General features: G+C 50.0%; 21 protein-coding genes. 5 read left to right on the top strand and 16 right to left on the bottom strand.

The window, feature by feature from the left end; translation table 11 throughout:
• Positions 1-349: 349 nt before the first annotated feature.
• The 6 genes from C5523_RS07770 to C5523_RS07745 form a co-directional block, all read right to left on the bottom strand.
• Positions 350-1,285 (bottom strand): LysR family transcriptional regulator, encoded by a 936-nt coding sequence (locus C5523_RS07770; RefSeq protein WP_071196184.1) that lies wholly within the window; start codon positions 1,283-1,285, stop codon positions 350-352.
• Between the two features lie 270 nt (positions 1,286-1,555).
• Complete coding sequence (locus C5523_RS07765; RefSeq protein WP_108700882.1) at positions 1,556-2,575, bottom strand: alcohol dehydrogenase; 1,020 nt, start codon at positions 2,573-2,575, stop codon at positions 1,556-1,558.
• The gene (locus C5523_RS07760; protein ID WP_108700881.1) at positions 2,559-3,686 is read right to left on the bottom strand and encodes an FAD-dependent oxidoreductase; all 1,128 of its coding nucleotides are present in this window, start codon (positions 3,684-3,686) and stop codon (positions 2,559-2,561) included. Before C5523_RS07760 ends, C5523_RS07765 begins: the two co-directional genes overlap by 17 nt.
• Positions 3,680-4,357, bottom strand: coding sequence for a cupin domain-containing protein (locus C5523_RS07755; RefSeq protein ID WP_108700880.1), 678 nt, complete (start codon positions 4,355-4,357; stop codon positions 3,680-3,682). The genes C5523_RS07760 and C5523_RS07755 overlap by 7 nt, the downstream gene beginning before the upstream one ends.
• A gap of 61 nt (positions 4,358-4,418) precedes the next feature.
• On the bottom strand, positions 4,419-4,760 hold the full coding sequence (locus C5523_RS07750; RefSeq protein ID WP_071196180.1) for a carboxymuconolactone decarboxylase family protein: 342 nt from the start codon (positions 4,758-4,760) through the stop codon (positions 4,419-4,421).
• A gap of 24 nt (positions 4,761-4,784) precedes the next feature.
• A complete protein-coding gene (locus C5523_RS07745) occupies positions 4,785-5,066 on the bottom strand; it encodes a hypothetical protein (RefSeq protein ID WP_108700879.1) in 282 nt (93 codons plus the stop codon).
• 258 nt (positions 5,067-5,324) lie between these two features.
• Here C5523_RS07745 and gcvA point away from each other — a divergent pair, with 258 nt between their 5' ends.
• Complete coding sequence (gene gcvA, locus C5523_RS07740; protein ID WP_071196178.1) at positions 5,325-6,263, top strand: transcriptional regulator GcvA; 939 nt, start codon at positions 5,325-5,327, stop codon at positions 6,261-6,263.
• A gap of 154 nt (positions 6,264-6,417) precedes the next feature.
• Here gcvA and C5523_RS07735 read toward each other — a convergent pair whose 3' ends face one another.
• From C5523_RS07735 to C5523_RS07725, 3 genes are all read right to left on the bottom strand, one after another.
• Entirely contained in the window at positions 6,418-7,614 is a 1,197-nt protein-coding gene (locus C5523_RS07735) for an MFS transporter (protein ID WP_108700878.1), read from the bottom strand.
• Positions 7,615-7,679: 65 nt separating this feature from the next.
• Positions 7,680-8,162, bottom strand: coding sequence for an OsmC family protein (locus C5523_RS07730; RefSeq protein ID WP_108700877.1), 483 nt, complete (start codon positions 8,160-8,162; stop codon positions 7,680-7,682).
• Between the two features lie 43 nt (positions 8,163-8,205).
• Positions 8,206-8,982 (bottom strand): SDR family NAD(P)-dependent oxidoreductase, encoded by a 777-nt coding sequence (locus tag C5523_RS07725; RefSeq protein WP_108700876.1) that lies wholly within the window; start codon positions 8,980-8,982, stop codon positions 8,206-8,208.
• A 177-nt stretch (positions 8,983-9,159) separates the two neighbouring features.
• On the opposite strand from C5523_RS07725, the gene C5523_RS07720 reads away from it, so the two are divergent.
• Positions 9,160-10,074, top strand: a complete 915-nt coding sequence (locus tag C5523_RS07720; RefSeq protein WP_108702299.1) for a LysR substrate-binding domain-containing protein — start codon at positions 9,160-9,162, stop codon at positions 10,072-10,074.
• A gap of 8 nt (positions 10,075-10,082) precedes the next feature.
• Here the strand turns inward: C5523_RS07720 and C5523_RS07715 are convergent, their stop codons facing one another.
• Genes C5523_RS07715 through C5523_RS07705 form a run of 3 tightly spaced genes read right to left on the bottom strand, consistent with a single transcriptional unit; the run spans position 10,083 to position 10,780 of the window.
• A complete protein-coding gene (locus tag C5523_RS07715) occupies positions 10,083-10,313 on the bottom strand; it encodes a hypothetical protein (protein WP_039079816.1) in 231 nt (76 codons plus the stop codon).
• 40 nt (positions 10,314-10,353) lie between these two features.
• A complete protein-coding gene (locus tag C5523_RS27640) occupies positions 10,354-10,554 on the bottom strand; it encodes a cold-shock protein (RefSeq protein WP_223878796.1) in 201 nt (66 codons plus the stop codon).
• Between the two features lie 13 nt (positions 10,555-10,567).
• The gene (locus tag C5523_RS07705) at positions 10,568-10,780 is read right to left on the bottom strand and encodes a cold shock domain-containing protein (protein WP_039079815.1); all 213 of its coding nucleotides are present in this window, start codon (positions 10,778-10,780) and stop codon (positions 10,568-10,570) included.
• Between the two features lie 415 nt (positions 10,781-11,195).
• On the opposite strand from C5523_RS07705, the gene C5523_RS27635 reads away from it, so the two are divergent.
• Positions 11,196-11,417 carry a YnfU family zinc-binding protein gene (locus tag C5523_RS27635; protein ID WP_313790280.1) on the top strand — a complete coding sequence of 74 codons (222 nt, stop codon included), beginning with the start codon at positions 11,196-11,198 and terminating at the stop codon, positions 11,415-11,417.
• Between the two features lie 286 nt (positions 11,418-11,703).
• A complete protein-coding gene (locus C5523_RS07700; protein ID WP_039079814.1) occupies positions 11,704-11,970 on the top strand; it encodes a hypothetical protein in 267 nt (88 codons plus the stop codon).
• A 244-nt stretch (positions 11,971-12,214) separates the two neighbouring features.
• Here the strand turns inward: C5523_RS07700 and C5523_RS07695 are convergent, their stop codons facing one another.
• Positions 12,215-12,475, bottom strand: a complete 261-nt coding sequence (locus C5523_RS07695) for a hypothetical protein (RefSeq protein WP_039079813.1) — start codon at positions 12,473-12,475, stop codon at positions 12,215-12,217.
• A gap of 539 nt (positions 12,476-13,014) precedes the next feature.
• Between C5523_RS07695 and C5523_RS07690 the strand changes: the two genes are divergently transcribed.
• Complete coding sequence (locus C5523_RS07690; RefSeq protein WP_079496216.1) at positions 13,015-14,919, top strand: methyl-accepting chemotaxis protein; 1,905 nt, start codon at positions 13,015-13,017, stop codon at positions 14,917-14,919.
• 73 nt (positions 14,920-14,992) lie between these two features.
• On the opposite strand, the gene manA is transcribed toward C5523_RS07690, so the two are convergent.
• Genes manA through C5523_RS07675 form a run of 3 tightly spaced genes read right to left on the bottom strand, consistent with a single transcriptional unit; the run spans position 14,993 to position 19,822 of the window.
• Complete coding sequence (manA, locus tag C5523_RS07685) at positions 14,993-16,168, bottom strand: mannose-6-phosphate isomerase, class I (RefSeq protein ID WP_108700875.1); 1,176 nt, start codon at positions 16,166-16,168, stop codon at positions 14,993-14,995.
• A gap of 5 nt (positions 16,169-16,173) precedes the next feature.
• Positions 16,174-17,574: a glycoside hydrolase family 1 protein gene (locus tag C5523_RS07680; RefSeq protein WP_108700874.1), complete on the bottom strand. Its 1,401-nt coding sequence runs from the start codon at positions 17,572-17,574 to the stop codon at positions 16,174-16,176.
• Between the two features lie 52 nt (positions 17,575-17,626).
• A complete protein-coding gene (locus tag C5523_RS07675) occupies positions 17,627-19,822 on the bottom strand; it encodes a CBM35 domain-containing protein (RefSeq protein ID WP_108700873.1) in 2,196 nt (731 codons plus the stop codon).

Genomic DNA, 19,822 nt, shown 5'->3' with positions numbered 1-19,822 from the left:
TAATCAACCGACCTGAACATGGCTTCAAAATATGTTCTTACATTTTGACGAACTTGCATGGGAAAGTTTCACTGCGTTCTTTTCCGATTATTTCAATCAAATAACCACATTGATACTAATGATTGAATGAAGAAAGCTTTACACAGCAAAAAACGGATGGCGAATGAATATTAGAGAAAACAGTTTCCACTTTTATTCACATCCAATTATTTAAAAAACTCATGATCAACCACACATTTATTTATTTTTTGCGATCAACAAATGTGATCTAAACGCTAGATTTTTATATTTATACTTTTCACTACTCGACTTTAAAAACGTGACCTGTGTCGCATTTGATTATTTTCTGTTAAGACAGAGCTTCAATATCTTTTTCCCAGGCGTTCCACGGTTGTTTCTCTTCAATCAGGAAATCAATAAAAGAACGCACTTTGGGGTTGCGAAACTTACTGGGAAAATAGAGTGCATACAAGCTGTGTGTGGGATAGGCGTATTTTCCATCAAGCTTCAGCGCGACCAGTTCTTCGCTGGCGATATGCTTATTGATAAGATAAGAGGGTAACCAGGCAATCCCCTGCCCTGCAAGCGCCGCTTTCAGGAGTATCAAGCTACTGTTAGCCTGCACCGGTGTCTTCGCTTTGATATCACAGTGAGAGTGCTGCGGCATATCTGTAAAACGTAATGGCGGCGTCAATCCCGGGTAGACCAGGCATTCATGGCTGGTCAGTTCTACGCGTTTTGTTGGCGTCCCCATCCTTTGCAGATAGGCTGGAGAAGCACAATACATCCAGCTAATTTTGGAGAGCTTGCGGGCGGCATAATTCTGCGGTGGCGTTGCGGTAATTCGTAGCGCAATGTCTACATTGTTTTCATTGAGATTAATAAGGTGATCGTCAAGGTCCAGAATGAGTTCGACATCATGATTCTTTTGTCGGTACTCTTCAAAAATATCAATCAAATGCGCATAGCCAAATGCGACAGAACAGGTAATTTTTAATGCACCATGGGGGTGATTAAAATAACCGCAGGTTGTATTAACAATATCATCAAATTCTTTTAATAATTCACTGGCTCGTGAAACAAAATATTCACCTGCCTCGGTCAACTGAAACGTCCGCGTGGTTCGTTGAATAAGCGGAACACCCAGGTTTTCCTCCATGACCGCAAGACCTTTACTGATCGCAGAGGGTGAAAGATTGAGAAGTCGGGCCGCTTCCGAGAGCCCTTTCCCCTCGCTTATTTTAACCAGCATTTCTATCTGTTTGATTGTCAGTGGGATTGTCATATCGTCTACTATTACGGAGTGCTCTCAAAGATTGAGATAAAGAGAGCACTTGTCATCTGATAGCAGAAGTATGAGTTGAAAAAAATTCACAACCAAAGCAGATTAACTTTCAATTACAGATAGTTTTTCTTTCCAGACTACGCCAGAATCCCCGAAAATCTATTAAAATCGCGAGCTTTGCGTCCAGGGCACCCCGCTAAAATTCTTCGACTGACAGCGCGTTAATTATCATACTCTTTTCCTCTTATCTTTTTATTCCTGATCGTTTTATTAATTAACGGTGAGCACCATACGGAATTTAGCTTTCCCTGAGCGCATTTTTTCCCAGGCCTGCCGGGCGTTTTCCAGTGGCAGGGTTTCAATCATGGCGCGCACATCGGCCAGCAGACTAAAATCCAGCGCTTTTTCTAATTCGACAGGTGTACCGGTAATGGCACCCTGTACAGAAATTTCCCTGCCGACTATCAAGCCTGGCATCAGTGACAGGTTCTCTTTTCCAACCCCTAACACCATCAATTTTCCCTGTGGGGCGAGTGCAGGTATAAGCGCGGAGACGGCAATACTATCAGTGATGGTCGACAAGATAGCCTGCGCCCCTCCCAGCCCTTTAATGATTTCTACTGCATCTTGTTTATTGGTATCGATATAGACATGCGCCCCAAGGGCTTTTACGTCGTGCGCGATATCATCGCCCCGCCCCACTGCAACCACACGAAAACCCATTTTTCGGGCATATTGCAGGGCAAGATGGCCCAGCCCACCCACGCCCTGAATGACCACAGTATCCCCCGCCTGCGCGCGGGATTTTTTTAACGCATTGAAGGTGGCGATACCCGCACAGAGTAAAGGTGCGGCGTCGACGGAAGAGAGATCGTCCGGGATAGCCACCAGCCCCGTAGCCCGGGCAAGCATATACTCCGCATAGCCGCCGTCGCGAGAGCTGCCGGTGACAGGCTGATTCTGGCAAAGATTAAAGTGACCAAGACGACATTGCTCACACGCATTACAGTGCCCGCCCAGACGACCAACACCGACACGCTGCCCGACTTTTAAATACGCAGGCACCTGTTCCGGCAATTTCGCGATGGTGCCTACCACTTCGTGGCCGGGTACCCGAGGATATTCCACCCCTTTCTCATGTCCTTCAATTGCCCCCGTGTCGGCACCACAAATACCGCAGGCTTCCACTTTTATTAACACCTCGCCCGGGCCGGGAACCGGTAACGGACGCTCGACCATGTCCAGTTGACCTGGCGCGGTGACTTGCATGGCTTTATAGGTCGTTTTCATCTTTTCGCTCCGTATCATGCCCTTCGGTTCGGGTTTTTGAGGCCATTTTTACCGTCAGCCGGTTAACCCCTTCACGCGCTGCTTCGATAGCCCCCGCCAGATAGCCGGGAACCGTCGGAGACCATTCACTGGCGATACCGGTCAGGCAATGCGCCCACACGCCCTCAGAAGGAAAGGCAGGCGGAACATGATGAGCGGCCTGCACCACTAAATCGTGCGGCGCGGCGGTGAAGGGATCGGCAGACCAGTCTTTAAAAAATTCCGCAGAGGGAAACGCGGCTTTCTCACCAAATAACCTGACCATCTGCGCGCGGCACAGTGAAAGCAGCCTCTCTTCCCCAAGCGAGTGACGGGATGAGGCAGGTATGCCGAGGAAACCAAACAGGGCATTGACCCCGCCAGGCACGGAGACGTCATGCAGCTCAACTAACGGACCGACCATACTTCGCCCTTCCCCGGACAATCCTTCTGCCGTCCAGAAAGGGTCATCATAAAGCGCCACATATTTCGCCTGGGGCGCCATCCAGGTGCCGGTATTTCCCCACTCATCCGTCAGACGCCTGGGTAGCGCAGGCGTAAACCGAATCGAATTGACCAGCATGGGAGGCAGCGCCAGCAACAGATGTTCAGCTTGTACAACAACCTCTTCGCCACACACAGTGACGCCCCGTAACCTGATCTTCTCGCCCGTGTGTTCGGCATGGGTGATGCGCAATCCAGTGAGAGTATTCTTCGCTGGCAGCCGTTGATACAGTTTTTCTGTCACCTGAGACATCCCGTCACGCACACGCATGGCAGCAGGAGTTGAGACGTAACCAGGATAACGAGAGAGTGACCCCATTGCGCGTTCATAAATGAGATCACCCGTCTCATTCTGCGGGATAAGTGCAACGCCCAGACCCGAGAGCACCCTGACTATTTCAGGCTGAACAGCAGGCCAGATCCAGGTAGCCCCCAAATCCACCCCGGTATTGCCCGCCTGCTGGATGCGACCACCAACAAACGCCCTGCCTTCCAGCAAGAGATAATTGATATTGGCTTGCTCCAGCAGACTGGCGGCATATAAACCACTTAATCCCGCGCCGACAATAGCCACCTGTGTTTTTAACATTGTGCGGTTTCCTGCATGGCTGAGAGATGCCCTTTTTTTATGTACAACAACGTATCGTCCGAACCGGCGCTGCACACCAGTGGCTGCGTGACGGGAACACGTAGCCAGCTTCCTTCCCCATGGATACCATTTCCCTCAATGAGTGAGCCTCCCAGCACGAACAACTCAACGCCGCCGCTAAGCGCTGGTTCAAACAATAGCGTCCCGGTCGTCAGGCGCAGCAGATGGGTGTTTTCATGTTCGTTTTCAAACAGAGGGCACATCTTTATTCCGTCCTTCTCATGCCAGTTCGCTGCATCACGGGTATTTATCCGAACGCGCGGCTGAACACCTGAGTTCATTTGTCCCAGTTTGACAAAAATTAGGGTGCCATTTTGGCTATGCGGTTGATGAGAGGAGCCCGGCGGGTTTCGTAAATACCATCCAGCAGGATAATCATTATCCCCCTCAGAAAACTGACCGGCTAAAACCAGAATTTCTTCACCGCCAGGATGGCGATGGAACGGGAATGGCGTCTCAGGAAGATAGCGGACAACACTGGTTGCGCGCGCAACCTCTTCACCAAGACGATCCAACATCACACGATCAACTCCCGCTTGTGGAGAGTTCACCCATTCATACTCTTCCCTGGCTATCGTGACGCGTCGGTTAAAATCATGATTAATCAACATCCTGAAATCCAGCGGTAGCAATAAAAAGCGACTCTCCCGCAGGAGAGTCGCTGAGAGAAGATTATTTTGGCAATGCATCAAACGCATCAAGCGCACGGCTTGAGTAAACTAACGCCGCCCCCGTATTCAGGGTAATAGCGACAGCTAACGCCTCGGCAATCTCTTCACGCGTTGCGCCATGCTTTGCAGCGGCTTCGGCATGAACAGACAGGCAACCATCGCAGCGCGTGGTGATTGCAACCGCCAGCGCAATCAATTCATGGGTTTTGGCGTCCAGATGCCCGGACGCAGCAGCACCTTTTTCCATCTTGTCGATACCCTGCATAAACTCAGGCTGCAGGCCCGCAAATTTACCGACGGCAGAGCGTAACTCTTTACGCAGTTCAGTCCAGTCCAGATACATGTAAGCCTCTATAAGCGTTGGGGGTTACGCAACTGTGTAGATACGTACATCGGGTGCGCTGTTCAGATATGGTTTCAACGCTTCAACCACATCGTCGGTAAAGAGCTGAGAGCTTAAATAAGCCTGCGCTTGTTGTTCAGTTTTAAAACCATGCAAAACCTGAACATCTTCTTTACATACCAGCAGTTCTTTTGATACCGCACCGTCAATGTTGCTGAGGAACGGGGCTTTATACTTTTGGTACACCGCCGCTGCCGCAGCACGGTTTTGCTCACTGATATCCAACGTAATTTGTAAATAAGCCATGGTTAGCTCCTGCATTTGATTAATTACCGGTCGGTCTTTAACACGGCCGATCGCGTCCCACATCTTTTACGGTGCCAGGCTCGACAAGCTCTCCCCCAGCAAATACAGAAAGAAAATCTTTTTGATTTACTTTAAGCAATAGCTGCGCCGGTTGAGAGTTTTGTTATGATCCCTCTCACCGTTTCTGCATTATGTTAATGATTCCCATCAGGAACAAATGAGATAATCTTGGCTCTATAAATAGTTTTTCTATCTAATATGAAGATACCTGTTCATCTCAATGCATTACGGGCCTTTGAAGCCAGCGCCCGTCACCAAAGCTTCTCCCTGGCAGCCGAAGAGCTGAACGTTACCCCTGCTGCCGTCGGCCAGTTGGTACGTTCCCTGGAAGATGTAGTGGGCTACCCGCTATTCCATCGCAGTAATAATCGACGTGCCGCCCTGGTGCTCACCGAGCCTGCGCTGCGCGCGTTACCCGATATCCGCGCCGGGTTTCAAAGCCTGAATTTAGGGATGACGCTTCTGCGTGAAGGGGCGACAAATGGCATTCTCAATGTCACCATCAGTCCAGCATTTGCGGCGAAATGGCTGCTGCCGCGCATTGAAGATTTTCAGAGTCGCTGGCCGGATATTGATGTCCGTCTTGAAACCAGCCTTAAAATCCTTGATTTCACGGCGCAGGGTATTGATGTAGGAATTCGCTACGGGTTGGGTCAGTGGGAGGGATTACAGGCTGAACTGCTGATGTCTGAGGAGGTGTTCCCGGTTTGCGCGCCGTCATTGATGGCCTTAAACCCGACCCTGAATTGCCTGACTGGCGTACCGGAACAGACGCTTATCCACGACCTGTCTATGGAGCATCACAAAGACTTTATTACCTGGGAGCAATGGCTGAAGCGTTTTAACGTCCAGGCTATAGCCCGTAAACCTGGTCTCAGGATCAATAACTCAGCGGCAGTGTTACAGGCTGCAATTGACGGACATGGTATTGCGCTGGCGCGTAGCATTATGGTTGAAGACGATCTGAAAAGCGGCCGCCTGGTCCGGCTTTGTCCTGAATTGTCTCTGCAAAGCCCTCTGGCCTATTACCTTGTTTATCGCCCTGGGTGCGACAGCCTTCCTAAGATTGCCTGGTTCCGTGAATGGGTGATTCAACAAGCGGCATTTGTTAATCAGGCGCTGATGAGCAGTCATTGAGGTGTATATCAGGGGGAGGTTTACAAACCGGGGTGAATGTCGAAGAAGCTGTGCTAAAAATACAAAACCTGCCTATCCACGCTCAAACCAAAGCGGGCTTACACCTTGCAAAGCCATATGTAAAATGGCGCGTGAAAGCCCGGCTTAACAGCGATTAACCCTGCACTTTCACCGTCACGCTGTTTTTAATAATGGAGAGAAACGCAATGCCTACCGGGACAAGCGATCCCCACAATACCGCGTTCCAGCCAAAAAGATTGAGCAATGCCCCCGATGAAAATGAGCCCACGATCATCACACCAAACACCACAAAATCATTGAGCGACTGCACCTGCGTCTTTTCCTCCGGACGATGATAATCAATGATTTTTGCTGACGCGCCGATAAAACCAAAATTCCAGCCAATACCCAGCAAAATGAGTGATAACCAGTAATGGAAGATGTCGGTTCCGCTTAACCCGGCCACCACGGATCCGGCAGTAATCAGTAGCCCGACCGCCGCAATACGCATAGCGCCAAAGCGCCCGATGAGTTTGCCTGTAAAGAAACCCGGCCCGTACATCGCAATAACGTGCCATTGGATCCCAAGATTAGAGGCCTCCTGCGACAGGCCATGCATATGCATTGAAAGCGGGGCCGCTGTCATCAGGAAATTCATCACCATATAGGTGACTGCACCGCTAAATACCGTGTTAATAAAGCCAGGCTGGCGCACAATTTCAGCCAGTGGTCGCCCTGCGGCTTTCGCCACAATCATTGGCTCTACGGATTTTACCCCTTTCAGCACCAGTGCGGAGAAAGCAGCCACAAGCGATTGCGCGATAAAGGTCATCGCAAACGTGTGAGGCGGCCAGAGATGCATGGTGCCAGTTACCAGCATGGGGCCGATCACGCCCGCCGCCACGCCGCCGCCCATCACCAACGACAATGCGCGTGCACGACGCTCTGGGGTGACGCCATCCGTTGCAGCAAAGCGGAAACTTAGCGCAACGGCCGCATAAGCGCCGCCAAGAAAGGCCGCGATACAGAACAGCAGAAATGAGCCCAGCACCACCGCGAGCGCAGCCGTAAGTCCCGTAATGACCCCCGTCCCGGTTCCGGTCATAAAAGCCGTTTTACGCCCATAGTTTCGCGCAAGCGCTCCCAATGGGAGAATGCAGGCCGCCATGCCCAGCACAAACATGGTGATGGGCAGCGTCGCCAGCGAGCTACTCGGCGCGATGGCATTTCCCACAATCGCCCCGGTGGCATAGAAGACCACTGAGTTAGCCCCGGCTAATGCCTGGGCCAATGCCAGGCGGGTAATATTATTATTCTGCTCAGCGACAGACAGCATACGTTCTTCGGTCATCGGATAAATGTTCCTGATTTTTTGTGCGTCGCAATGAGCAACATAGTTCTATTATCGTTAGCCATTCAGGTCACGACTAAATTACCTTCAATCGTCATGTTCTGTGACAACAGCCAGCGGTTAGGGGAAAGTGTTATTACCCGGCGATGCAGATGCTCATATTGGCTGATATTCCCGGCGCCACTCACATGAATGATGTACTGGATCCGTCCGGGCACATTCCGGGTGGATGGCTTACAGGAAACCGGAATCCCCGTACTGAGTTCGCCCCACGTCTGGATTTCGAGCGAAGTCAGGCCGATATTCTCCCGACTGGCCTCATGCACAAATGCGGCAGTCATGCAGGCATTGAATGCCGCCAGCAGCAGTTCCTGAGGATTTGCTGCCCGTCCTTTACCACCCAGCGGTTCTGGCTCATCAGCATGGATCACCTGTCCGTGTGAAGGCTGCAGGATCTCCCCGACAATGCAGGAGTGGCAGCATGTCTGGCTCGCCATGCCGCCTCGCCATGTTGTCACGATGTCATACTTCGCAACGTCGCTTTCCATTTTCTCTCCTGCGCCGAGCGCTTTTACCCGCACGGCATAGTCATCAGGTGTTACGGCCCGCCATGACGCCACCATCGATATCCCAGATGGCACCGGTCACCCATTCAGTCTTCTCTGACAGCAGGAATACAACGGTTTCAGCAATATCCACAGGTGTCCCCACACGTCCAATAGGATGGAAGCTGTCGAAGCTGTTCATCACCTCTTTTACATCGTCTTTCGGAATAAAACCTTCATAAATTGGCGTGTGCACCACGGCCGGAGAGACCGCGTTAACCCGAATGCCTCTACCACCAAGCTCAATAGCCATGTTTTTGGTTAACGCGTGCAGGCCCGCCTTTGCCATTGAATATGCCGAAGATGGCGTTGCGCCGATGGCCTGCTGCGCCCACATAGAGCCGACATTGACAATAGCCCCTTTCATGCCAGCTTCAATCATGTTGCGTACCACATCGCGGGTAATAAAGAAGATGGCGCGGTTAATACTCATATACATGTCGTAATCCGACGTTTCGTGTTCAGTAAAGGCTTTCGGGAAGAACACACCCGCCGCATTCACCAGCAGGCTGATGTCTTTATGTTCGGTATTAATAGCGTCTATAACGTTTTGCATGCCCTTTTCTGTCATGAGATCCGCAACGATAACAGAAACCTGTCCGTCAACAGCCAGCGTCTGCCGCGCCTGTTCCGCTTTATCCTGACGGTTGCCCACCAGCATAACGCTTCCCCCCTTTTTCAGGACGAGTCTTGCCGTTTCAAACCCCATTCCGCTCGTACCACCCACTACCAACAGCTTTTTACCGACAAAAGATGTGTTCATCGCTAACCTATTGAGATTCGTTGAATTATTAAAATGAGCTGGTTTTATACTCATCGTGTGAAAAAAGAATGCCATGGCTGCATAAGGCGGACGAATGAGAAGAAATTGCGATACGAGAAAGAAAATCTATCCCGGTGACATATACTGATGGACATCAATGAAAATCAGGTTGCAGGAATGCGTTCGCTTAATCGATTGAAATGGTTGCATGCTTTTGAAGCAACGGCCCGTCATGCCAGTTTTACTGGTGCAGCGCAGGAACTGGGAGTGACTCCGGCAGCGGTAGGTCAGCTTGTCCGCGCACTGGAAGACTGGGTGGGTCATCCGCTTCTTCACCGAACGCGTTCGGGCAAAGAGCGTCTGACGCTGGTTGAAGAAGCGCAGGACGCGCTTGAGGACATTACAGAAGGGCTGGATAAACTCGAAACGGGTCTTAATAAGCTGCGCGGTCGACGGGCTCGGTCCGTTGTGGTAATCACCGCTTCTCAGGTACTGATGATGAACTGGCTAATGGAGCGTCTGAATCGGTTTTCCGAAACCCATGAGAATATCGACCTGCGTCTGAACGTAACCGAGAAAATAATGGATGTCTCCCACGGCGAAGCGGATATCGGGATTCGCTGCGGACAAGGAGACTGGCAGGGCGTTAACAAAACCTGGCTGATGGATGAAGAAGCCGTGCTGGTCTGTAGCCCCCGGCTTGTACCACCGGTAAAAATCAGTTGCGGTGAGTGGCTCGCCACACAAAAATTGATTTACGATGACACGCCGCACCCGGGGGCCAATTTTCCAACGTGGGAAAATGTTCTCAGAACAGTAGGAGCACCCGAAGCACGCGAAAGTGGACTGCACATTAACTCCACTTCAGCCGTCATTTTGTCTGCACTGAGCGGCCGGGGAATAGCCATCGTTCGTTATGCGCTGGTAAAGCAACTGATTGCTACCAACCAGCTTGTGCAACTGCATTCCGAATATCGCTGGCCATTAAAATGGTCTTATTACCTGGTGACGCCACAACAGAACGTTGTGCGCAAGGAAGTCAAAGTGTTTCACGACTGGCTTCTTGAGGATGTTATTTCTGAAACCCCGTGATAACCCGTTTAGATAAATTTCTGGGCCGCGGTCATAATGTCATCCGATGAAAGCTGTCGGTCAGTAGCGACACGAATCTCCAGATGATCACCGGTGAGTGAGTGAACGCCTGCGTGCATAATATTTAGGGTCGCTTTCTCGCCGTTAGGGTATTCACAATCAACGGTCTTATCGCTGGCATTTCTGTCAACAGCTTTGACTGGCTGAGAGTTGAAAAAAACCAAAACTTTTGATGTCATAAGTCGGTCCTTAATTGATTACGTGAGGCAGGCGAAATATCTATGCGATATGCGTTGCTGTGATATTTCTGACAAATGGCACAGGATGCATTGTCGCTAAATTGTAATGTTCATTGGTTACCATTACGGTTTTGCAAAAAATACATTTTGCGCCATATGGATTAGTTTCTGTTACATCAAAATGCGAAACACGATATTGCGAGCCGTGACATTTTGGACAACGAAGATGAATATTAGAAATAGTGAAAGTGTCCTTAAAGTACTACTACATTAACAGCGGAAGGGCCTTTCGGACCGTTTTCGACTGAGAATTCAACCTCTTGATTTTCTTCAAGCGTTTTAAATTCATTGCTTTGAATAGCAGAAAAATGCACGAATACATCTTTGCTACCATCTTTTGGAGTGATAAAACCAAAACCTTTTTCAGGGTTGAACCACTTTACGTTACCTGTCGTTTTTGAAGACATAATTTTTTACCTATATAAATGTAAGCCTTTCGGCATGCAGGGTCCGATTACAGAATAATCGCATAACTTTCAATGAAGACTCAAAAAGAGATATCTAAGGATACTTAAAATGAGGGCAAAAAATGGAATGCTTTGGACTGGTCTGTGTATCAAACCGACAACTCATTAAGGCATGTCATATCCTATTATGCAAGTTTTATTTTCCTGGTCCATTCACCCCCGTTACGTTCGCAAGCATTCGTTTAATGTTGAAATCGCCAGCGACGCGTTTCTGATGCAGGGGCTAATCATGCCTTTTAACGTAAAGAACTGCTACAAAACAGGCCAGGCCCGGCGATGACCTTTTTAACAAAGCGCCCTGACCAGCATGGATAATATCCCTGCTTAAATGGGAGCGAAAAAATGAGTATGGGCAATGCGCGCAGGGATAGTGTATGGTTACAGCCCATTTATCAGGAAAGACCCTATGCCACAACGCAAAGATTCAAAAAATAATCGCAACTATCTCGTCAAATGCACCTGCCCTCACTGCACCAAACAGTCAGAACATAGCTTTACACGAGTCCAGAAAGGCTTGTCATTGATGTGCCCTCATTGCAGTAAACTTTATAATCAAGACAAAACAGCCTTTGCTTAAGTCCGGTGTTTTTCCCGGAAATACATCACGGGTCAGAAGATCGTATAATACTTAAGTATTAATTTCATACGAAACCCTCCCGTCTGGCTTTTTCACACAGACGGGTACCACAAAGCTATATGCTCTGAACTCTATAACAAATCTACTTGTTCGCCTCCTTTCCAGAGGAATTATCTTAATTTATTTCACGTACAAACTGTAACAAAATAAGCGCAACAGCTAACCAGCAAATGCTATAAATATTATCAGGATGGAAAAATACAGAGTGCGGAAATAAGGAGTAAATATGAAAGTTAAACTAACAGCCCGATTTATGGCCAGAGTGCATTTATTTTTGGCGTTAATTTGGGCAGTGCTGACAATCCCAACATTGCTGTGGTGGAAAAATAGCATACTCTGGGTTTCGCTAATGAGTATTTACGCCATCGTCATTTCGCATCTGGCAGCCTATAGTGCCGCACACGCCGAAAAAGCCGCCAGTCAGGCACTGAATGAAAGTGGCGAAGCGAATAAAAAAATACATGCGAAAAATACAGAGGCCGCAAAACAATAATCACCCGGAATTCACCTCGCCTGCTTTGCAGGTGAGGTCAGATTAACCGGGCGCAGTAATGTAGGGTTTCGATTCAATCTGACATAGCATCAAAAAAACGCATCGCAGGAAAGAACGTATATTATATTTCGTCATCCTGTCGCAGTAACGTCACTCTTCTGATAATACCCCACCCGGTCGGCTTCCCAACCATAATCAGGCGACACAGTTTTTTAGAGATGTATTTACTCAGAAAATCAACGTATTACTCATCCTTTTTTTTGAGAAGAGGTACTCTATTCATACTGATAATGCTGTGAAGGCGGGATGCCATTTTATTTTTCTCTTCTTGCGAAACTTCGGTGCAACACTCCGCCAGTTCCTGCCAGAGGAACAGCGCCCCCTCTGCCATCGTGTACCATGTAGCAGCCACCCGACCATACTCGGGGTCACATTCACGGATGGCCTTGTCCATCATAAGATTCAACACACTTTCGGTATGATCAGTTATCACATCAAGCCGCATAATTTATCTCTCCACGATACATTATGTATGGGATAGCGTAACGGTATAAGATTGTTAAAATTATTTATATACTACTGAATAATATATTTTCGGAATAAGCTTAAATTCTGATTTTTGAGACGAAGTGCAAAGGAATACTATACCGCATTTGCTGCCAAATTAACTCAAGCAAAACATAGTGGTGGTGAAGATACCAGGCAAAAGGAGTGTAAGCCTCACTGTGTCGACCAAAAAAGGATCCCCCTTCACAATTGAAGCAGCACTGCATAAAAATTAATAAATACTTAAACCGCATCTTTCCGCCAGCACGAAAGCATAGAGAAAAAAGCTGTTCTAATAACGTCAAAAACACACATGCAGCGAAGAGCAGGCAGAATACATACCTGAAACCTATGACGCCTCTTATGCATTCATTCTTTACCATCGCCTTCTTCTATGAATAACAATTCACTTTTTCATAATAATAAAGTTGTAAAGGTTAGCCAGAAATGTGCCGATAGCACTTATAAGACAACACAGCAAATAAGGAAAATAACGATATGTCATGGATTTATCGTATTTCTATGAGAATGAAGTTATTTATCGCGTTATTCCCTCTGCTACTTGCGCTGATATGGTTTGCCGGTTCAGGCATGCTCAGCCGCATCGGTACCGAACGACAGATGGACACTATCGGTCAGTTAACAACGCTTGCCCGCAGCACGGGGGACGTTGTTCATCAACTGCAACGTGAACGTGGAATGAGCGCCGGTTTTATCGGTGCGCGTGGGCAGCAGTTCCGCGATGAAATCCTCGTGCAGCGGAAATTAACTGACGACGCACTGGTAAAGTTAAACCAGGCGTTAGCCCGGACGGATACGAATTTAATACAGGGCAATATTGCCGCCACACTGAAAATGTTTAAAGACAATATTCAGTCCCTCGACGCCACCCGTAATGCGATAAGCGCGCTGAATATAGAGGCGTCAAAGTCGACGCAGTTCTATACGCAGACCATCTCCGGGTTGCTGAGTTTCGTTGGTGGTATAGGTCAGTTAAGCGCCTCCGGCCCAATGGTGAATGAGCTGGCAGCCTTCTATAGCCTGCTGAATTTAAAGGAGCAGGCCGGGATCGAGCGCGCACTGCTCACCAATGTCTTCTCTGTTGATCGCTTTAGCGACGGTCAATTCCGTATGCTCAGTGATGTGGTGGGTAAACAAGAAGCCTGGCTGACCGCCACCCGCCGCTTTAGTAGCGAAGCTCAGGCTGCAGAGCTGGATAAAGCCCTTGCGTCGGCCGAAGTCACCCGCGCTCTTGAGCTGAGAACGATTGCCTTGAATAAAGCGCAGGAAGGTGGATTTGGCGTTAAACCGACGGACTGGTTTACTGCCCAGACCAAACGCATTGAGATACTTCGCCAGGTAGAAACCCAGGCGGCGGATGCCCTGCTCGCACATTCGGCGGCACTGGCCCACAACGCACGTGTTGACTGGCAATCCTTTCTGGCGATCAGTCTGATTGCCCTGCTCATTGCTATTGCCTTTGCCATGATAGTGGTGCGCAGTATTCAACAACAACTAACCAACACACTGAAAACCATCAATGAGATGGACGGCGATTTGACCCGCCGCCTCGATGTACCGGGTAGCGACGAGCTCTCTGCTCTTAATCGCGCCTACAATCAGGCAATCGAAAACATTCAGCATATCGTGCAGGAAATTAAATCGGGTGCGCTGATACTCAGTAACGCCAGCAGTGATATTACCGACGGTAACCAGGATTTGGCTCAGCGTACCGATGAGCAGGCTGCATCCATCGTTGAAACCGCCGCCAGTATGGAACAGATATCGACGGCTATCTCCCAGACGGCCCATAACGCCAGCGAGGCGGAGCGACTGACCCAGTCGATGGCAAATGATGTCATGGATGCGACCCGCGTTTCCAACGAGGCCAGCCAGAGCATGGCGGCTATCCGTTCGTCCAGCGACAATATTTTCCAGATTGTGGCGTCAATCGATGAGATCTCGTTTCAAACCAACTTACTGGCGCTAAACGCCGCAGTTGAAGCCGCCCGCGCGGGGGAACTGGGCAAAGGTTTCGCCGTTGTGGCGGCAGAGGTGCGTCATCTCTCCCAACGCTGTGCCAGAGAGGCCAGCCTGATTCGGGAGTTGGTTAATCAGAACATGGATAACATTGGCGAAGGGGTGCAACGGGTTTCGGCGTCCGAGGCGGCACTGAAAGCGGCGGCGGATACGACCGGGCGGATGAAGCAATATGTCAGTGATATCGCCCGCGCAGCCAATGAACAATCGCTTGGCGTAACACAAGTGCATCAGGCACTGAATCAACTGGAGCAGGTCACTCAGCAAAACGCGGCGCTGGTTTCCCAGATGGCAACCGCCAGTCAAATGCTTGACGCACAGTCGAAATCGATGTCCACGCTTGTTGACCGCTTTGTATCCTGAGATAACGGAAAGCAGACATCAGGTCTATCCGGGTGTCTGCCGCCCTCTCAGGACTCAACAACGCTTAATTATATTAACCGTAAACGCGACATAACGTCCCGGTTATACTCAACGTCCAGTCACCGGTCACTGCCGGAATAAACACCGATTGCCCCTCCTTGAGGGTCGCCGTTTCTCCACAAGGATGATGCAATAACGCCTGCCCATCGATCACTAAAACAATCTCTGCACTCGTAGTCTGTATAGCAACATCTTTCACATCGCTATAGACATCAAAGCAAAAATCCTCCACCGGAATCGGATAATGGTGTTTTCCTGCTTCACTTATCGGCCGCATGCGTAATTGCGCCGCATACACCGGTTCAAATACCGTGCAGGCCATAAGCTCCTTCAGATTAATTTTTTTCGGCGTTAATCCGGCTCGCAAAACATTATCGGAGCTGGCCATCACTTCCACGGCGACGCCATGAACATACGCATGTAACGTACCGGGTGAAAGAAACATCGCCTCCCCTGGCTGCAATGTCAGGCAATTGAGAAACAGCGGCGCGAACAGGCCAATATCGTCAGGATAATATTGATGCAGGCGTAATATAAACGTCGCCAGATTATCGTCATACCAGTCCCTGGCATTATCAATAAGCCGTTTTAATGCCTGCTGTTTTTCATCCTGTGGTAGCTGCATCACCAGGAGGAAAAATGCCTGCAGTGTTTCTGCGCAGGGGGAGACGGCTAATTGTGTTAACGCATCACTGAGTGACGGAATATTAAGTGGCGTAAAGTTACCCACAATGTCAGCGGGGTTACGAAAGCCGTTCATCGCCATAAACGGCGTCAGCGCATAAACCAGCTCTGGCTTATGGTTATCATCGTTGTAATCAGGCGGGTTATCCGGATTTTGTTGTTGGCGCTGAAACCCCGCCTGCGCCTGCGCTTTTTGCGGATGAACCTGAATCGACAGCGCACTTTCGGCGGCAAGGATCTTTAACAGATACGGTAGCTCACCGAATTGACCGGCAATTTTACTGCCGAGCATGGCCTGCTTATCAGTAGCAATCAGTTCCGTCAAAGAACAGGTGCCGTCTTCACAGACAACCTGAGAAATCCCCGCCGGATGCACGCCCATCCATAATTCTGCCTGCGGTTGGTCATCAGGATTCGGAATATGAAAACGTGCGTTGAGCGCAGAGCGACTCCCCCACGGATAATTCTTCACCACATTTACAAGTGGATAGAAACAGTGACTCACGTCGATTACTCCTCGTCAGTGAACTGGTTGGTTTGGGCAAGCGTCTTAAACCATACCCCGTTGCGCTTTATATGCCGCTCCCCTGTTTCAATATCGAGACGATAAAAGCCATAGCGACGTTTGAAGGAATTAATCCACGACCAGTTATCAATGAAGGTCCACTGGTGAACACCAAAACAGTTCGCCCCATCCGCAATAGCCCGATGTAGCTGAATTAAATGCTCCTTCATCAGACCGATACGGAAACTGTCATCAATCATGCCATCAGCCTGAACCGGTCCCTCAGATTCGAGATCCATGGCAATACCAATCTCCGCCAGATACCATTTAATATTGCCGTAGTTGTCGCGGATATTTGCGGCGATGTCGTAAATCGCCTGTGGCAAAATTTCGTTATTATCCCGGTATGGGTTAAAGCGCCCGTGCGGATTCACATAATTCTCGAAATAAAATTCCGGGGTGAAATAATCGAGGGTGTAGGCGGACTCCCGTGCTTTTACACGCCGGGGGACATAATAATTGACGCCAAGAAAATCGATATGCGATGAAGTAATCAGGTCAACGTCGGCTTTCGCCACCTCCGGCAGGGACTTATTCGCCACGAGGATTTCGCATAACTCTTTCGGGAACTGATGTTTCACCAGCGGATCGAGAAAACTGCGGTTGAACAGTAAATCAGCATACGCGGCGGCTTTTTTATCTTCAACAGAATCATTGCGGGTGTAGGACGGCGTCAGGTTCAACACCACACCAATCTCGCCGTCCAGCGCCAGTTGTCGATAGACCTGAACCGCCTTTGCATGCGCCAGCATAATATTGAATGCCACCTGCGCCGCCAGCTTGCCATCTTTTTTGCATGGATAGTGGAAGTCATACAGATAGCCCCCTTCAACCGGCACAATCGGCTCGTTGAAGGTTATCCAGTATTTCACTTTATGGCCGAACAGGGTGAACGCGGTCTGTGCAAAACGGGCGAACAGGTCGGTGACTTTCGCTGATTCAAAACCGCCATATTTTTTCTGCAGCGCTTCGGGCATATCAAAGTGGTAAAGGTTGATCATCGGCTCAATGCCGTTGGCGATCATCTCGTCCAGATATGCATGGTAGAAACGCACCGCGTCGGCATCGGGCTCACCCGTTTCAAAGTCGGCAATCAGCCGCGACCACTGAATCGAAGTACGAAAAGAGTTGAAGTTCAACCTTTTCATTAACGCCACATCGTCTTTGTATTTGGTGTAGGTTTCACATACCTTTTGCGGCCCCATTTGCTGATAAAACCGCTCAGGGTGTTCAGCAAACCAACTGTCCCAAATGGAACGATGGGCTTTCCCTTCTACACCTTCGGTTTGTGGGCCAGATGCTGCTGCACCCCAGAAAAATCCGTCCGGGAATTGATACCGGGTCATAACGCCTCCTCAGATAAAAAAAGGCTGCGCCCAACGGACGCAGCCAATGTCACTACTCTGCAGTCACTTCAATGGATTTAATAAACATGTAGCCCCAGTCGCCCGGGAACTTGCCGAAACTAATGGTGTTTGTGCCCGCGTTTAGCGTCACAGGCACAACCATTTGCTGACCTTTTTCATCGGTCTGCGGGAATTCAACCTCGACTGGCGTCCCCTCGTTCACAACAAACGAATTCTTTTTACCGCCCCATTTGCCGTTGAAGGTCACGTGTAACGCGAAGCGCCCCTCCCAGGGAACCTCCACCTGCCAGGTAACCTTATCGCCTTCACTGGCGAACGGGCCGAGAAAACCGTCATCGCCAATGGCAAGCTGGTTTTCACTGGCTTTCACCACATTCAGTTTGCCTTTACTGACGTCCAGCACGCCGCCGCCAAAAGTACAGTAATCAGCGGGTGATTTACCGACGGCCTCTTTCACCGTGACGTTGACGGTTTTGCTCGTACTCAGCAGGCCGTCGTCAGCCGTAAACGTCAGGGCATAAGTACCCGGCGCGGAGAACCAGGCACGCGTGTCGGCTTTACTGCTGTCGCACAGATGCACCTTGGCATTGCCGTTATTGCTCCAGCTCAGCGCCAGTTTGCGGTCAGGCAGATTGTCGTCTGTCGCGGTGGCTTTCAGCGCCACGCCTTTATCCTGTGTTGTCGCCAGGGAAGCGGTCAGCGCAACGGTCGGGGCTTTATTCTCCTGAGTATGTTTCACGCTGATCACGTTCGATGGTGCTGATGCCCCGCTCTCGTTTTTGGCTATCACGCGGTAGTAATAGGTTTTTCCCAACTGTAAGTTGCGGAAGTCGTCGCGGAACAAGGCCATCGTTGCCGGGTTCCACTCGTTCACCCCATCAGAGATATCTTTGCCGACCACCTGCCATGGGCCGGTTGCCGAGGCGGCACGCTCAACATCGTAATTGCGCCCAACGGCGGCCCCCATCCAGTTAATGGCAAAAGGCGAATTGGTTTCACGCAGACGCGGCGCATCCGGTACGGGGAGCGCAGGTGCCTTATCTAAACCGGCAAGCTGCGCTGAGGCCGTGCGCACCAGATTCACCACCTCCATTTCCTGATTCGCTTTACCTTCTAGCGGGAATCCTGGCAGGTGGTAGCTGTAGTGGCCGGTGTACTCTTTGTGCCAGTAAAAACCGCCGTCATGGCGATGGCCGCGAAAGCCCCAGATAAAGCCGCCGACGGCCTGCGCGCCGTTGACCTCGCTGTGCACAATCGATTGCATAATGTCATTGAGCTGCGCGTGGTCAAGCAGGCCAAATTCGCCGACCAGATAGGCTTTTTTACCGCCGATGGCCTGCAGATCTTTGCTGACCTGATCAGGGTGGTTATTCCCGGCATTGGTGTAGTAGTGGTTGCTGACGATATCGATATTCGGATCGGTCAGGGCAAACGCATTTATCTTTTTATAGGTGCCGTCGACGATGAGCTGATGCGGTGCCCACTTACGGATCCATGCTGCCGTTTGTTTGAGGAAATCGGCATTGGTATCTTCCAGCTCATTGCCCGTTTCCCAGGCCATGATTGCTTTTTCATCGAAGTAGGCTCGCCCGGTTACCGTATTGGTACGAGTAATCACCTGACGAATAACGTCCAGATAGGCTTTAAAGGTTTTACTGTCAGTACGGTAAAAATCCTCGGGTTTTTCATGATAGAACGCGGCCAGTTGTTCACGGCCGCCCCACCACCACCAGTGATCGATAAAGGGCAGGATTAAACGCAGTCCTTGTTTATCGGCTTGCGCAATCATGTTGTCGTAAACTTTCATCGCCTCTTCATTCAGACGCGGCATGCCATCCGGCGTTCCAGGCGCGAGAATATGCGTTGCGCGCCCGCAGGCTACATCGTTTTCCTGTTGAACAGAGAGCACATAGACACGCTGCGCTTTGGCGCCGGTTTGTACTATCGCGCGGATCCAGTTTTCCTGTTCTTCTGCGGTTGGCCATTTGAAGTACTGCCCCCAACCGCGTGGATCGGCTTTGCAAACTCCACGCGCGTCATCCTCAATGCGATGCAACTCCGGCGCGTGGATACCGGCAAAGCGAAAGACGTTGTTGCCGTCTTTCAACTGCGCGCCATCACGGGTGATAAAGTTTTCGAAATGCGACTGTTCTGCGGCCATGGCCCCTGCGCTTCCCAACACCGAAAGCATCGACACCAGCAGCCATTTGCGTAAAGGTTTAGACAT

It is taken from the genome of Phytobacter sp. SCO41, from assembly GCF_003073275.1.
GTDB classification, from domain to species: domain Bacteria; phylum Pseudomonadota; class Gammaproteobacteria; order Enterobacterales; family Enterobacteriaceae; genus Phytobacter; species Phytobacter diazotrophicus.
Note: the sequence above shows the minus strand (reverse complement) of the source record. Positions and strands in the feature narration are given on the sequence as shown.